Genomic DNA, 13,758 nt, shown 5'->3' with positions numbered 1-13,758 from the left:
AATTTCCGGCAGCGCGCGCACGAGGAGCGCCGCATCTGTTCCGGATACCATGAGGCCACGCCAGAGCCGGTTTTCGCCGCTTCCAGAATTAGGTCGCGTCATGCCCCTGCGTTCCGCATCATTCTTCATGCGCGCCGCAACGCTTTCCCGGAAGCCCCGATAGAACCGGCCCCGTCGCCGCTCCTACGCAGCAGGACACAGGATGTGTCTGGCAGGGGTTGGATATGAATGCGGCATTGTTGAATTTGCTTCGCCGTCTGGTGCGCAAGGGCAATCTGACGGTGTTTTTTTCTGCGGGTGAGCAGGTCATTCTGGGTGACGGCTCGGGAAAGCCGGCAACGATCCGCATTGTCGATGCGGAAGCTGAAAAAGCGATCGCTATCGACCCGGGGCTTCGTTTCGGCGAGCTTTATATGGATGGCCGCGTCGTCATCGAGGACGGCGACATTTTCGATGTGCTCTCGATAGTAAAGGAAAACGGTCTGGAGAACGCCGCGACTGTTCCCAACACGCTGGTTGCTCTTCAGCATGTGTTGCGCCAGCAGGTGAAGAGCCGCATGCCGGTCAATCGCAACCGGCACAATGTCGCCCATCACTATGATCTCGATCGCAAGCTCTTCAATCTGTTCCTCGATCAGGACTGGCAATATTCCTGCGCCTATTTCGAGCCGCCGGGCATCTCGCTCGATGAGGCGCAACTCGCCAAGAAGCGCCATATCGCCGCCAAGCTGCTGCTTGAACCCGGGCAGAAGGTGCTTGAGGTCGGCTCCGGCTGGGGCGGGATGGCGATGTATCTTGCGGAATCCTCCGGCGTCGAGGTGACGGGCATCACACTCAGCGAAGAGCAGCTGAAGATCTCGCGCGAGCGGGCGGCCAAGCGAGGCTTGTCCGATCGTGTCCGCTTCGAGCTTCAGGACTATAGGACGATGCAGGGGCGGCAGTTCGACCGCATCGTGTCGGTCGGTATGTTCGAACATGTCGGCATCGGCAATTACGGCCGATTCTTTCGCAAGATCAGGGAATTGTTGAAGCCTGAGGGCGTGATGCTGTTGCACTCGATCGGGCAGGTCTACAAACCCTGGGCGACCAATCCATGGATCGAGAAATACATCTTCCCCGGCGGTTACATCCCGGCGCTTTCGGAGGTTCTGCCTTCCGTTGAAAAGACCCAGCTTCTCGTCAAGGATATCGAGATCCTGTCGATGCACTATGCCTGGACATTAAGGGCGTGGCGGGAGCGTTTCCTCGCGCGGCGCGAAGAGGCGGTAAAGCTGTTCGACGAGCGCTTCTTCCGGATGTGGGAGTTCTATCTCGCCGCGTCGGAGACGGCCTTCCTGCATGACAAGCACTTCATCTTCCAGCTGCAGCTGTCGCCGTCGCTCGATACGGTGCCTTTCGCACGCGGTTACATCGAGGCGAAGGAACGGGAACTGATGGAATTCGAAATGACCCGCCCGCCGCTTGAGCTGGTGGATATTTAACGCATGTCGCCCGAAAGTGCGCCGCGGTTTCGGTGCAACGACATCCTTAGAAAACACAGGTCGAGCGCACCTCTCCTGTGGAGTTCCGGTTTCGCCACGCAAGCCTTCACTTGGCCTTGAAGACCTGCGCCTTTATGGTCGCCGACTGAAAACAGGAAAGACGGATCCCACCATGGCCAGCCCAGCAAAACCCATCGCCGCCATCATTGCCAGCGAGATCAAGGCGTCGACCTCCCAGGTAATCGCCGCGGTGGAGCTGCTCGATGAGGGCGCGACGGTGCCGTTCATCGCGCGTTACCGCAAGGAAGTGACCGGCGGGCTCGACGACACGCAGCTGCGCACGCTGGCTGAGCGTCTGACCTATCTGCGCGAACTGGAGGCAAGGCGGGGTTCGATCATCGAATCGATCCGCGGACAGGGCAAGCTGACCGACGAACTCGAAGCCAAGATCGCCGCGGTGGAAACCAAGGCCGAACTCGAAGATATCTATCTGCCCTACAAGCCGAAGCGGCGCACCAAGGCGGAGATCGCCAAGGAGCGGGGCCTTGGGCCGCTTGCCGAAGCTATTCTCGCCGACCGGACGGTCGCACCGGCTGACCGCGCCGCAAAGTTTCTGACGGCAGATGTGCCCGATGTGAAGACGGCGCTTGACGGCGCGCGCGACATTATCGCCGAAGGCATGGCGGAGAATGCCGACCTGCTCGGCCGCCTGCGCAATCACATGAAGGGCGCGGCGTTCCTGCGGGCCAAGGTCGTCGACGGCAAGCAGGCGGCGGGTGCCAAGTTCTCGGACTATTTCGATCATTCCGAACGCTGGGCGACCACACCGGGTCACCGGGCGCTTGCCATGCTGCGCGGCTGGAACGAGGAGGTGTTGTCAGTCGATATCGTCGTCGATCAGGACGATACGTCTCCCGTCAAACCGGTCGAGCGCATGATTGCGGCCGCCTACAATGTCGGCGGACAGCTGCCGGGCGACAAATGGCTTTCCGAGGTTATCGGTTGGACCTGGCGCGTGAAGCTGTCGATGTCGCTGTCTCTCGACCTGATGCGCGAGCTGCGCGAACGGGCGGAAGAGGAAGCAATCCACGTTTTCGCCCGCAACCTGAAGGACCTGCTGCTGGCCGCTCCGGCCGGCTCGCGCGCGACGATGGGGCTGGATCCGGGCATTCGCACCGGCGTCAAGGTCGCCATTGTCGATGGTACCGGCAAGCTTTTGGAGACAACGACCGTTTATCCGTTCCCGCCGAAGAACGATGTCCGCGGCACGCAGGCCGAGCTGGCATCGCTGGTCCGCAAGCACAAGGTCGAGCTGATCGCGATCGGCAATGGCACCGGCAGCCGCGAGACGGAGAAGCTTGTCGCCGACATGCTTGCCCAACTGCCGGCGCCAAAGCCCACCAAGGTCATCGTGTCCGAAGCCGGTGCTTCGGTCTATTCCGCCTCGGAGACGGCCGCACTTGAGTTCCCCGGTCTAGACGTCTCCCTGCGTGGCGCCGTCTCCATCGCCCGGCGCCTGCAGGACCCGCTGGCTGAGCTCGTCAAGATCGAGCCGAAGTCGATCGGCGTCGGCCAGTATCAGCACGATGTCGACCAGTCGAAGCTCAACCGCTCGCTGGATGCGGTCGTGGAAGACGCGGTGAACGCCGTCGGTGTCGATGTGAATACGGCATCCGCACCGCTGCTTGCGCGCGTCTCCGGTCTCGGCAAGTCTTCGGCAGAAGCGATCGTCGCACACCGCGATGCCGCCGGACCGTTCGCCAGCCGCAAGGAACTCTTGAACGTCGCGCGTCTCGGCGCCCGCACCTTTGAACAGTGCGCCGGCTTCCTGCGCATTCCTGATGGCAAGGAGCCGCTCGATGCGTCGTCGGTCCACCCGGAAGCCTATGGTGTCGCCAAGAAGATCGTCGCGGCCTGCGGGCGCGATGTGCGCGCATTGATGGGCGACAGCGCGGCGTTGAAGCAGCTCGATCCGCGTGTCTTCGTCGATGAGCGTTTTGGCCTGCCGACGGTGAAGGACATTCTGGCCGAACTGGAAAAACCGGGCCGCGACCCGCGCCCGAGCTTCAAGACCGCGACCTTCGCCGAGGGCATCGACGACATCAAGGATCTGAAGGTCGGCATGCAGCTCGAAGGCACCGTGACAAATGTTGCCGCCTTTGGCGCCTTCGTCGACATCGGCGTCCATCAGGATGGCCTCGTTCATGTTTCGCAGCTTGCGGACCGGTTCGTGAAGGACCCCCATGAAGTGGTCAAGGCCGGCGACGTGGTTCAGGTGCGGGTGACCGAGGTGGATGTACCGCGCAAGCGCATTGGCTTGACCATGCGCAAGGACATCGGTGCCGATACGGGCCGCGAGGCGAGGGCGCCGGCATCGAACAACGGCAATCGCAGCGCGCCAGCGCGTCCGCAGAAGCCGCAGCAGCCGTCGCAGGGCGCCTTTGGTGCCGCGCTCATGGAAGCGATGAAGCGCAAGTAATACGGGTCGCCCAGAAGTCGTATCGGTTCCCGGGTTACTCTCCGTAAATTAGTCAATTGTAATATACGGATTGCTCCGCCATACTGATCTCGTGGCGGCACTTGTATCGTGTCGCGAGCAAGTGCCGATCATAACAATGCCGGTCAACGGCGGATGAGGTCAGCGGAAACTCCTTTTCCGCCGGGTTTCCCGGCGAAAGGAGGTGCGTCATGGGACGCAATATGATCCGTGGCCTCGCTCGAGCCGTCATATTGGCGGCCGCGGTGACGGCACTTCCAAACCCGGCAAGTTCGCAGGTGATGGCGAACTGTGCCGCGCGATCCGAAGTGATCGAATTTCTCATGCGACAGTATCAGGAAAAGCCTGCGGGGATCGGATTGATCAACCCGCATGCGGTGATGGAAATCTATGCCGCCGATAGCGGCACCTGGACCCTGATCGTCACGGATGTCACCGGCCGAAGCTGTGTCATCCTTGCCGGCAAAAGCTGGGAGGCACTGCCGCCCCAGCCGATACCGAAGGCATAGAGCATGTCGCGCAAAAGTGTGCAGCGGTTTTGCGATAACGACATGCGGCATAACAGGAAACTTTAAGTCTGTCGCCGCCTGTCGCAGACGATCGCCGGGCAGGGCGCCCGGCGTTAGATTCCGTGTCTTGCAGCCCTCACTGCGGCCGGCCGACGCTGGCATAGGCAAAGCCGTGCTTTGCAACTTCGTCGGGGCGATAGATGTTTCTGAGGTCGACCAGTACCGGCGCCTTCATCACGGCTTTCAACCGGCGGAAGTCGAGCGCGCGGAACTCGTTCCATTCGGTCACGATCACCAGCACGTCGGCCTCTGCGGCTGCCTCGTACGGATCCTTGGCGAAATCGAGACCGTCCATCAGTTTCTTGGCGTTTTCCATGCCTTCCGGATCATAGCCGACGACATGGGCGCCGGCGTCCTGCAGCGTCTGAACCACGGTGATGGCCGGGCTGTCGCGCATGTCGTCGGTGTTCGGCTTGAAGGTGAGGCCGAGGACGGCGACCTTGCGTCCGCGTACATCGCCGCCGGCAGCCGCGATAACCTTGCGGCCCATGGCGCGCTTGCGGTTGTCATTGATGGCGACGGTGGTCTCGACCAGGCGCACGGGGCTGTCGAAGTCCTGGGCGGTCTTGACCAGCGCCAGCGTGTCCTTCGGGAAGCAGGAGCCGCCGTAACCCGGGCCGGCATGCAGGAATTTTCCACCGATACGGCCGTCGAGGCCGATGCCGCGGGCAACGTCCTGCACGTTGGCGTCGACCTTCTCGCAGAGATCGGCCATCTCGTTGATGAAGGTGATCTTCATCGCCAGGAAAGCGTTGCCGGCGTATTTGATTAGTTCGGAGGTGCGGCGCGAGGTGAAGACCAGCGGCGCCTGGTTGAGGTAGAGCGGACGGTAGACCTCGGTCATGACGTCGCGGGCGCGCGCATCATCGTCGGCAAGGCCGATGACGATGCGGTCGGGGCGCTTGAAGTCCTCGATGGCGGCACCTTCGCGCAGGAATTCCGGATTGGAAACCACGGCGAAATCGGCGTCCGGGTTGGTTTCGCGGATGATGCGCTCGACCTCGTCGCCGGTGCCGACCGGAACCGTCGACTTCGTCACGATGACGGTGAAACCCTTGAGGTTGACGGCGATCTCGCGCGCTGCGGCGTAGACATAGGAGAGATCGGCATGGCCGTCGCCGCGACGCGACGGCGTGCCGACGGCGATGAAGATCACGTCGCTGTCCGCGACCGCCGAAACGAGATCCGTGGTGAACGACAGGCGGCCGGACTGGACATTGCTCGCGACGAGATGGTCGAGGCCGGGTTCAAAGATCGGAATGCGCCCCTGCATCAGGGCATCGATCTTGCTTTCGTCCTTGTCGAGGCAAACCACGTCATGGCCGAAATCGGCAAAACACACACCCGAAACAAGGCCGACATAGCCGGCGCCGATCATCGTGACTTTCATCTGCTCTTCCTTTTGTTGCGAGAGCTTCGCTTATGCAAAGTGTGGCGACGGCAGTCGTCGCCGATGGTTGCCTCAGGCCTGCCGGGCCGGCGAGCCAGCCTTCTCGGAGCGACCGTAATATTCGTCATACCAGGCTGCAAAGCGCGCGACACCGTCTTCCACCGAAATCGACGGCTTGAAATCGGTGAGCGCCTCAAGCAGATCCGGAGACGCATAGGTGCGTGGCACATCGCCCTGCTGCATCGGCAGCATGTTGCGAAGCGCCGGGCGACCGACTGCCTTTTCGATCGTCTCGATGAAGGTCATCAGTTCGACCGGCTGGCCGCCGCCGATATTGACGACGCGGAATGGCGCCTGCCGCGACAGCGTGTCCTGCGCCTTTTCGGATGGCACCCGGTTTTCCTCCGAGGGGAGGACATGCGAAAGCCTGAGGATGCCTTCGACGAGATCGTCGATATAGGTGAAGTCGCGGCTCATGCGGCCTTCGCCGTAAATGTCGATCGGCCGGTCGTTGTGGATGGCGTCGATGAACTTGAACAGCGCCATGTCGGGCCGACCCCAGGGGCCATAGACCGTGAAGAAACGGAAGGCCGTCGTCGGCACCTTGTAGAGATGGGCATAGCTGTGCGCCATCAGTTCCATCGATTTCTTCGTCGCCGCGTAGATCGTCATCGGCTCGTCGGCCCGGTCTGTCTCGGCGAAAGGGATCTTTTCGTTGGCGCCGTAGATCGATGAGGTCGAGGCCAGCATCAGGTGCTTGGGGCCGATTTCGCGCGCCAACTCCAACATGTTCCAGGAGCCGATGAGGTTGGAATCGACATAGGCCTTGGGGTTTTCCAGGCTGTAGCGGACGCCGGCCTGGGCAGCCAGATGGATGATGACCTCCGGCTCGGCAAGCTCTGCGGCGTGGTTCAGCGCATCCCGGTCTTCCAGCATGCCGACGACCGCCTTGAAGCCGTTCGAGCGGGCGAGGATCGCGTGGCGCTGTTCCTTGAGCGTGACGTCGTAGTAGGGCGTCATTCCGTCGAAGCCGACGACGAAATGCCCTTCGTCGATCAGTCGCTTTGCAAGATGAAAACCGATGAAGCCGGCCGTGCCGGTGATGAGGTAGCGCAAGACGATATCCCCAGATTGCGTTGTCGCGCGTTCATACGAAGAAAGCAGGGCAATGGAAAGCCGAAACCGTCATTCCGAGGGGCGGTCGAGCCCTTGCTGAAGGGCGGAAAGGATCGACATCGCCTGGCCGGCATACTGGCTGATCCAACGATTGTGGATGGCCTGGATCGGCATGGCGTTGAGGTGGTTCCAGCGCTCGCGGCCCTCACGCTGAACGATCACCAGATCGGCGTCTTCGAGAACTCTTAAATGCTGCATGACGGTGCAGCGATCAAGGCTGTCAAACTGCTCGCAGAGCATGCCGGTCGTCTGCGGCTCATCCTTCAGGGCGTCGAGGATCTGTCGGCGCAGGCCGTTGGCGAGTGCCTTGAAAACAAGGTCATCTTTCGAATCGGTTGACATGTTATATTTTTATAACATATGCTGTGTCAGCACAATGGGAGAAGAGGTCATGTCTTTCGAATTTCGTGTGAATGGACGCATCGACCGGCCTGTCGCCGAGGTATTCGATGCCGTGGTCAATCCTGATCAGATCAGCAAGTACTTCGTCACCCTTGGCGGGGTCAGTGGGCCCTTGGTCGCCGGAACAACGGTTACCTGGTGGGGCAACGTGCCGATAGAGGTCGAGGCCGTGGAACCCCACGAGCGCATCGTCCTTCGCTGGGATGCGTTGGTGGAGAAGGAGGAGGAGCCTTATCGCACCAAGGTCGAGATGCGCTTCCAGCCACTCGAGGACGGCGCCACCATGGTGACGATCGCCGAAACCGGCTGGCGCGAAAACGCGCGCGGACAGAAGAGTTCCTACATGAACTGCGAGGGTTGGTCGCAAATGCTGGCCTGCATGAAGGCCTGGCTCGAATACGGCATCAACCTGCGCCAGGGCTACTACGTCAGCGAATTGTCCGGGCAGCCCGCAACCGAGCCGCCGCTTTAAGGGAGATCACACGATGACGATTACGGGTGGTATCAACATCGCTATGAAGGTGCCGTCGCACCAATATGAGGCGGTCGTCGCCTTCTACCGCGACACGGTCGGTCTCGAGCCTTTCGACGAGAAGGCGCCGGCCAAGGGTTTTATCCTCGGTCCTAACAGGCTTTGGATCGACGAGGCGCCGAATTACAGCCAGGCGGAGGTGTGGCTCGAACTCTTCACCGACGACCATGAGGCCGCACTCGGCGGGCTTGCCGAAAAAGGCGTGGTGCGCTGCGATGCGGTCGAGGATCTCGGCGAAGGCTTTCGCGGCGGCTGGATCATGAACCCGGCCAACATTGTGCACATGCTGCGCACGCCGGACGCCTGGTAGGCGCCCGGCAGCGGGATTAGTAGGCGAACGGCTCGCCGGCGTTTGCCGGCGTCGACATTGGCGCGAGCGTCTCATTCATCGGCGCTTCCGCCTGCAGCACGACGACGCGCGAATCCTTCGGCACGCGGCTGTAGAGATCGATGATATCAGGGTTGAAGAGCCGGATGCAGCCGCTCGATACCGCCTTGCCGATCGACCAGGCCTCGGTGGTTCCGTGGATGCGGAACAGCGTGTCGCGGTCGCCCTGGAAAAGGTAGAGCGCGCGCGGCCCAAGCGGGTTGCGCACGCCCGGTTCCATGCCGCCGGCAAGCGGGCCGTAGCGTTCGGGTTCGCGCGCGACCATGCTGGAGGTGGGCGTCCAGCGCGGCCATTCGGCCTTGCGGCCGATACGGGCTTCGCCTTCGAATTCCAGGCCGGCCTTGCCGACCCCGATACCGTAGCGCATCGCCATGCCGCCGTCCTGGACCAGGTAGAGGAAGCGATTCTGCGTGTCGATCACGATGGTGCCGGGCGGCTCATGGGTCGCATAGGCAACCTGCTGGCGCAGATAGCGCGTATCGACCTTCCTGATATCGATGGCGTCGAGCGGAAACTTTTCGTCCGGCTTCGGTCCATACATCGCGACATAGTAGGGATCGGGTCCCTTCGGCTTCGCCGGTCCGCCGCTGGTCACGCAGCCTGCGAGCGTGGACGTGGCAAGAAGGAGGGCGAAGAGCTGCGCCAAGCGGCCGGCGCTGTTCCGGGACACACACATAATCGGGTCAATATTCCTGCTGATTGCATTTCGGGAGGGAGCGGACGTTGCCGCCGTGTACGGCCGTTCTAATGCCAAACATGGCCTCGGGGAGGCAAGAGCGCGACGGAATTGAGGCAATTGGTGAGTGTCACCGAAAGGCGACAGTGCGGAGGTCTGCGTGAAAGCGCTAGATCGCGATGCCAGACTGGCATCATCGCTTGATCCGCTTTCCATCGCGGGTGTATGCCTTTTTCATGCAATGGAGCGATCAGGCCATCATTCTCGGGATCAGGCGGCACGGCGAAAGCTCGGCCATCGCCGAAGTCATGACTGCGTCGCGGGGCCGGCATCTTGGCATGGTGCGGTCCGGCCGTTCGCGCACCATGCAGCCCGTCCTTCAGCCGGGAAATACCGTCGAATTGACCTGGCGCGCGCGGCTCGATGAGCATATGGGCGAGTTCCGCATCGAGCCGCTCGAACTCCGGGCGGCGCGGCTGATGGAGGCGGCCACGTCAGTCTATGGCATCCAGGCGCTGGGCGCGCTTTTACGCCTGCTGCCGGAGCGCGATCCGCATCCGCATCTCTATGAGGCGCTGGCCGTCATCGTCGATCACCTCGAGGATCCGGCCGATGCCGGTGAACTGTTCGTGCGCTTCGAACTTGCCGTTTTGAACGATCTTGGTTTCGGGCTTGATCTGACCGAATGCGTGGCGACCGGAACGCGCGAAGACCTGGCCTTCGTGTCGCCGAAGTCGGGCCGGGCCGTCTGCCGCGCAGCCGGCATGCCCTATGCCGACCGCATGCTCGCGCTGCCGGAGTTTCTCGCCGTCGAAGCGCGAAGTGCGGCCGACTATGACAGCCTTGCCGCCGCCTTCCGCCTGACGGCCTTCTTTCTCAACCGCCATGTCTATGAGCCACGCGGCCTCAAGGTTTCGTCCGCGCGCGATGGTTTCGTCAATGCGGCGCTCAAGGCATTGAGGCCTTCTTCTTCAGCCGCGTGATCGACAGCGCCGCGCGTCCGATCGGGCGTGTGAAAGAGGCTGTCACACCTCAAGGGAGTTTGCATGTTTCAAGAACTTTTCCCCGGCATGCCTGTATCCGGCATCGGCGTGCTTCCGCTGGATCGCGTTGCGCGCGACGGCGGCCTCAAGGTCATGCAGGATCTTTTGAAGGGCGACCTGCCGGCGCCGCCGATGTCGGCAACGCTCAAGTTTGGCCTGACCGAGGTCGAGGAGGGGCGGGTGGTCTTCAAGGGGCTGCCGACCGAGGAGCATCTGAACCCGCTTGGAACCGTGCATGGCGGCTGGACGGCGACGGTGATGGATTCGGCGCTGGGATGCGCAGTGTTCACGATGATGAAGCCCGGCGAGGCCTACACCACTGTCGAATTCAAGGTAAACCTGGTGCGGCCCTTGCTGCCCGGCATGGGCGAAGTCTTCTGCGAAGGCAAGATCGTCCACCGTGGCCGCACCATCGCCACGTCGGAGGCCTGGCTGCGTGATGCTGGTGGCAAGCTTCTGGCGCACGGGACGGAAACCTGCGCGATCTTCCCGATCGACAATCTGCGCCGATAGCAGCCGCCCTTTCCCCGACGCTGCAACGATCGTCGGCGCTCACATGGGCGCCGGCGGAAGTCGCATACGTGAGTGGGATGCCGTTGGCTGTGCCTCATAGCTGCTCGGCTGTCGCGACGCCGGCGCATCACGTGAATGAAACTTATACATTTCCGCGAAGAGATTGGGGCTCTCAACCGTCTATGCCTTTGGCGGTCGTGCAAAACTCTGTATGGTCGCGATCGGCCTGCGAATATTGCCGCCAGGGGAAAACATGATTGAAGTTATTGCCTTAGTCGCTTTTGTTCTGGCGCTCTCCGCCTTTTTCGGCGGCAGGAAGACAGCAGAACGGTTGGACAGCGAAGTCGCCGCGCTCAAGAAGGAGATCGCGCGATTGACGGCTGCGGCCGGGCTCGCAGCGCCGGAAGGCGATATCGCGTCGGAGCAGGCGGCAGCGCTTTCTGAACGCTCCGCCGATGCGGTGACCGACGATGATGAAGGCGTCGATGGGCTCTCGGCGAGCGCTCGCGAAGGCGCAAGGATCTTCGGCAATGCCGAACCGACCGAGCCCGAAACCGCATCCGACGAAGCCGTGGCCGCGAGCGTCGAGGCGACCTCCGTCGATGCAGCGCCATCCCGGCAGGTGGAAAGCCTGGAAAGCCGTCTCGGTGCCCGCTGGGCCGTCTGGGTCGGCGGCATCGCACTGGCGCTCGGTGGCGTCTTCATGGTCAAGTATTCGATCGACGCCGGTCTTCTGAGCCCTGCCGTCCGGCTGACGCTGGCCGCACTCTTCGGTTTGCTGCTGGCTGCGGCTGGCGAGGTCATTCGCCGTCGCGCCGTGCCCGTTATCGCCAACGAATTCCAGAATGCGATGATCCCCGGCATCCTCACTGCCGCCGGTGCCGTCACGTTGTTCGGGGTCGCCTATGCGGCTTATGACATCTATGGCTTCATCGGCACGGCGACGGCCTTCGTGCTGCTGGCGATGATTTCGCTCGCAACCGTCGGCCTGTCGTTGCTGCATGGGCAGGCGCTGGCCGGCCTCGGCTTGCTTGCCTCGCTGATCACACCGTTGCTGGTATCGAGCGATGAGCCGCGCCCCTGGGTTCTCTTCGGCTTCCTGTCGGTCGTGTGGCTCGCGACCTTATTGGCGTCGCGGTTGCGGCGCTGGATGGTCGTGCCGACGCTCGCCAATGTCGGCATCGGGCTCTGGGGGCTTGCCTATGTCACCGCGGTATCGCCCTTCGACGCGCTGCCGGTCGCCTTTGCGCTGCTGGTGATGATCCTGGGTGTCGGGCTGGTCTGGCCGGGTGCGATGGACACCGATGCGCCCAGTGAGCCGTTGCCTGAGCCGACGAACCGCCCGATTGCGGTTGCCGGCCCGTGGGAGAAGCTCTTCACGCCGGCCTATGCCGCCATCAGCGTTTCCGCGGCCATTGCCGCGACCGTGCTCGCTCTGATCTTCATCAGCCCGGCCGTCAGCGCCGTGGAATATCCCGTCAAGGAGTTCTTCGTCGTGGTCGCGGCCCTGGCCGCACTCGGCGCATGGCGGACGAATGCCGTCTATCCGGCCCTGCTGTCTGCCCTCGGCGCGATCGTCGGCATCGGCAGCCTGACGGCGCTGAGCGGCGTCCTTGCCTATCTCGACTCTTCGCTTGCCGGTGTTGCGCCGGAGATCGTTCTGCCCAGCCGAACCGCGACGCTGACGGCCTTGCTGCTGGCAACGCTGTTCGTGCTGTTCGGCGCATTCGTGCTCACCCGCCGCCTGCGCGAACACCCGCAGTTCGCTATCCTGTGGGCCGGCATTGCCGCCGTCGTTCCGGTTGCTCTGACCACGATGTCATTCCTGATGACCGGCAACTACACCTTCGATCTGCCGCACGGCCTTTTCGCGCTCGTTGTCGGTGGTGGTCTGCTGGCGCTTGCCGATTGGCTCTATCGCCGTGACGGCGAAGCAGAGGGCGTGGATATCGCCTCGAGCCTTCTGGTTACCGGCTCCTTTGCGCTCTTCGTGATCGCCTTGCATGCCTGGACCGATGGCCTCGTCACCACCCTGGCGATTGCGCTGCTTGGGACTGCCTATGCCGGCGCGACCCGTGTTCGGACCTGGCCAATCCTGCCCTGGATGACCGGCGCAGCGGCGATCGTCGTTCTTGGCCGTATCGCCTGGGAGCCGACGATCGTCGGCGCTGAAAACCTCGGCACCACGCCGGTGTTCAATGCGCTGTTGCCGGGCTACGGCATTCCCGCGCTCTTGCTTGTCGCCTCTGCCTATCTCGTCCGATCCTGGCCGGATGTGCGTGTGCGCAACCTGCTGCAGGCCCTGGCGAGCCTCTTCGTGCTGTTGACGCTGGCGATCCTCGTTCGCCATGCCATGAACGGTGGCGTGCTCGACAGCGCCGTACCGACGCTTGGCGAGCAGTCGATCTACACGTTGCTGGCGATCGGTGCCTCGGGTGTGTTCATGACGCTGGACATGAAGTCACCAAGCCCTGTCTTCCGCTACGGCGGCATGGGGCTTGGCGTGTTCTCGATGCTCTCGGTTCTCTCAGCGCATCTCTTCGGGCTCAATCCGTATTTCAGCGGCGAACTCTTGGGGGCCATCCCGTTCTTCGATCTGCTTTTGATCGGCTATCTCCTGCCGGGCATCGGTTATGCGGGCCTTGCCTGGTATGCGCGCGGCAAACGACCATTGCCCTACGTCATGGCGCTCGCCGTCAGTGGCGCGATCCTCGCTTTTGCATGGGCAACGCTTTCCGTCCGGCGCCTCTGGCAGGGGGAGAACATCGTGGACTGGAAAGGCTTCCTGCAGGGTGAGACCTACACCTATTCGGTCGTCTGGCTGGTGCTCGGCGTGCTGCTTTTGGTGTTCGGCTCGCGCTTCAATGCCAAGAGCATTCGCATCGCCTCGGCCGTGCTGGTCTTCATTGCCGTTCTGAAGGTCTTCCTGATCGACATGTCCAATCTCGAGGGCTTCCTGCGCGCGCTCTCCTTCATCGGGCTCGGCGGCGTTTTGATCGGCATCGGGCTGTTCTACCAGAAGATCCTTTCGGGCGTCGGCGTGACGCGGCAGTCGTCTGCTGCGCCGACACAGCCGCAATAGGTTGATGCC

12 protein-coding genes are annotated in these 13,758 nt (G+C 62.4%); 8 read left to right on the top strand and 4 right to left on the bottom strand.

The window, feature by feature from the left end; translation table 11 throughout:
* The first annotated feature begins 224 nt into the window (after nucleotides 1-224).
* The 3 genes from BKP54_RS05880 to BKP54_RS05870 all read left to right on the top strand — a co-directional run bounded on the left by BKP54_RS05880 (nucleotide 225) and on the right by BKP54_RS05870 (nucleotide 4,487).
* The gene (locus BKP54_RS05880) at nucleotides 225-1,481 is read left to right on the top strand and encodes a cyclopropane-fatty-acyl-phospholipid synthase family protein (protein WP_025426391.1); all 1,257 of its coding nucleotides are present in this window, start codon (nucleotides 225-227) and stop codon (nucleotides 1,479-1,481) included.
* A gap of 172 nt (nucleotides 1,482-1,653) precedes the next feature.
* The gene (locus BKP54_RS05875; protein WP_025426392.1) at nucleotides 1,654-3,960 is read left to right on the top strand and encodes a Tex family protein; all 2,307 of its coding nucleotides are present in this window, start codon (nucleotides 1,654-1,656) and stop codon (nucleotides 3,958-3,960) included.
* Between the two features lie 209 nt (nucleotides 3,961-4,169).
* Nucleotides 4,170-4,487, top strand: coding sequence for a hypothetical protein (locus BKP54_RS05870; RefSeq protein WP_025426393.1), 318 nt, complete (start codon nucleotides 4,170-4,172; stop codon nucleotides 4,485-4,487).
* Between the two features lie 136 nt (nucleotides 4,488-4,623).
* On the opposite strand, the gene rkpK is transcribed toward BKP54_RS05870, so the two are convergent.
* The 3 genes from rkpK to BKP54_RS05855 all read right to left on the bottom strand — a co-directional run bounded on the left by rkpK (nucleotide 4,624) and on the right by BKP54_RS05855 (nucleotide 7,455).
* Nucleotides 4,624-5,937, bottom strand: coding sequence for a UDP-glucose 6-dehydrogenase (gene rkpK, locus BKP54_RS05865; protein ID WP_025426394.1), 1,314 nt, complete (start codon nucleotides 5,935-5,937; stop codon nucleotides 4,624-4,626).
* A gap of 72 nt (nucleotides 5,938-6,009) precedes the next feature.
* Nucleotides 6,010-7,053 carry an NAD-dependent epimerase gene (locus tag BKP54_RS05860; RefSeq protein ID WP_057211454.1) on the bottom strand — a complete coding sequence of 348 codons (1,044 nt, stop codon included), beginning with the start codon at nucleotides 7,051-7,053 and terminating at the stop codon, nucleotides 6,010-6,012.
* A gap of 69 nt (nucleotides 7,054-7,122) precedes the next feature.
* Nucleotides 7,123-7,455, bottom strand: coding sequence for a helix-turn-helix domain-containing protein (locus BKP54_RS05855; protein ID WP_025426396.1), 333 nt, complete (start codon nucleotides 7,453-7,455; stop codon nucleotides 7,123-7,125).
* A gap of 49 nt (nucleotides 7,456-7,504) precedes the next feature.
* On the opposite strand from BKP54_RS05855, the gene BKP54_RS05850 reads away from it, so the two are divergent.
* Together BKP54_RS05850 and BKP54_RS05845 are read left to right on the top strand one after the other, a co-directional pair.
* Complete coding sequence (locus BKP54_RS05850) at nucleotides 7,505-7,987, top strand: SRPBCC domain-containing protein (RefSeq protein WP_057226537.1); 483 nt, start codon at nucleotides 7,505-7,507, stop codon at nucleotides 7,985-7,987.
* A 13-nt stretch (nucleotides 7,988-8,000) separates the two neighbouring features.
* Entirely contained in the window at nucleotides 8,001-8,357 is a 357-nt protein-coding gene (locus BKP54_RS05845) for a glyoxalase/bleomycin resistance/dioxygenase family protein (protein ID WP_025426398.1), read from the top strand.
* A 16-nt stretch (nucleotides 8,358-8,373) separates the two neighbouring features.
* On the opposite strand, the gene BKP54_RS05840 is transcribed toward BKP54_RS05845, so the two are convergent.
* On the bottom strand, nucleotides 8,374-9,111 hold the full coding sequence (locus BKP54_RS05840) for a L,D-transpeptidase (RefSeq protein ID WP_025426399.1): 738 nt from the start codon (nucleotides 9,109-9,111) through the stop codon (nucleotides 8,374-8,376).
* Between the two features lie 236 nt (nucleotides 9,112-9,347).
* Between BKP54_RS05840 and recO the strand changes: the two genes are divergently transcribed.
* From recO to BKP54_RS05825, 3 genes are all read left to right on the top strand, one after another.
* Nucleotides 9,348-10,094 carry a DNA repair protein RecO gene (gene recO / locus BKP54_RS05835; protein WP_038576811.1) on the top strand — a complete coding sequence of 249 codons (747 nt, stop codon included), beginning with the start codon at nucleotides 9,348-9,350 and terminating at the stop codon, nucleotides 10,092-10,094.
* Between the two features lie 63 nt (nucleotides 10,095-10,157).
* The gene (locus BKP54_RS05830) at nucleotides 10,158-10,667 is read left to right on the top strand and encodes a PaaI family thioesterase (protein WP_057211453.1); all 510 of its coding nucleotides are present in this window, start codon (nucleotides 10,158-10,160) and stop codon (nucleotides 10,665-10,667) included.
* A gap of 253 nt (nucleotides 10,668-10,920) precedes the next feature.
* On the top strand, nucleotides 10,921-13,749 hold the full coding sequence (locus BKP54_RS05825; protein ID WP_025426402.1) for a DUF2339 domain-containing protein: 2,829 nt from the start codon (nucleotides 10,921-10,923) through the stop codon (nucleotides 13,747-13,749).
* The last annotated feature ends 9 nt before the right edge of the window (nucleotides 13,750-13,758 follow it).

The organism is Ensifer sp. 1H6, assembly GCF_001976035.1.
GTDB lineage: Bacteria > Pseudomonadota > Alphaproteobacteria > Rhizobiales > Rhizobiaceae > Ensifer > Ensifer canadensis.
Note: the sequence above shows the minus strand (reverse complement) of the source record. Positions and strands in the feature narration are given on the sequence as shown.

Coding starts and splice junctions, on each gene's coding strand:
- BKP54_RS05855 (WP_025426396.1), bottom strand. CDS start 7,455: ATGTCAACCGATTCGAAAGATGACCTTGTTTTCAAGGCACTCGCCAAC.
- BKP54_RS05880 (WP_025426391.1), top strand. CDS start 225: ATGAATGCGGCATTGTTGAATTTGCTTCGCCGTCTGGTGCGCAAGGGC.
- BKP54_RS05845 (WP_025426398.1), top strand. CDS start 8,001: ATGACGATTACGGGTGGTATCAACATCGCTATGAAGGTGCCGTCGCAC.
- BKP54_RS05850 (WP_057226537.1), top strand. CDS start 7,505: ATGTCTTTCGAATTTCGTGTGAATGGACGCATCGACCGGCCTGTCGCC.
- BKP54_RS05825 (WP_025426402.1), top strand. CDS start 10,921: ATGATTGAAGTTATTGCCTTAGTCGCTTTTGTTCTGGCGCTCTCCGCC.
- BKP54_RS05840 (WP_025426399.1), bottom strand. CDS start 9,111: ATGTGTGTGTCCCGGAACAGCGCCGGCCGCTTGGCGCAGCTCTTCGCC.
- recO (WP_038576811.1), top strand. CDS start 9,348: ATGCAATGGAGCGATCAGGCCATCATTCTCGGGATCAGGCGGCACGGC.
- rkpK (WP_025426394.1), bottom strand. CDS start 5,937: ATGAAAGTCACGATGATCGGCGCCGGCTATGTCGGCCTTGTTTCGGGT.
- BKP54_RS05830 (WP_057211453.1), top strand. CDS start 10,158: ATGTTTCAAGAACTTTTCCCCGGCATGCCTGTATCCGGCATCGGCGTG.
- BKP54_RS05870 (WP_025426393.1), top strand. CDS start 4,170: ATGGGACGCAATATGATCCGTGGCCTCGCTCGAGCCGTCATATTGGCG.
- BKP54_RS05875 (WP_025426392.1), top strand. CDS start 1,654: ATGGCCAGCCCAGCAAAACCCATCGCCGCCATCATTGCCAGCGAGATC.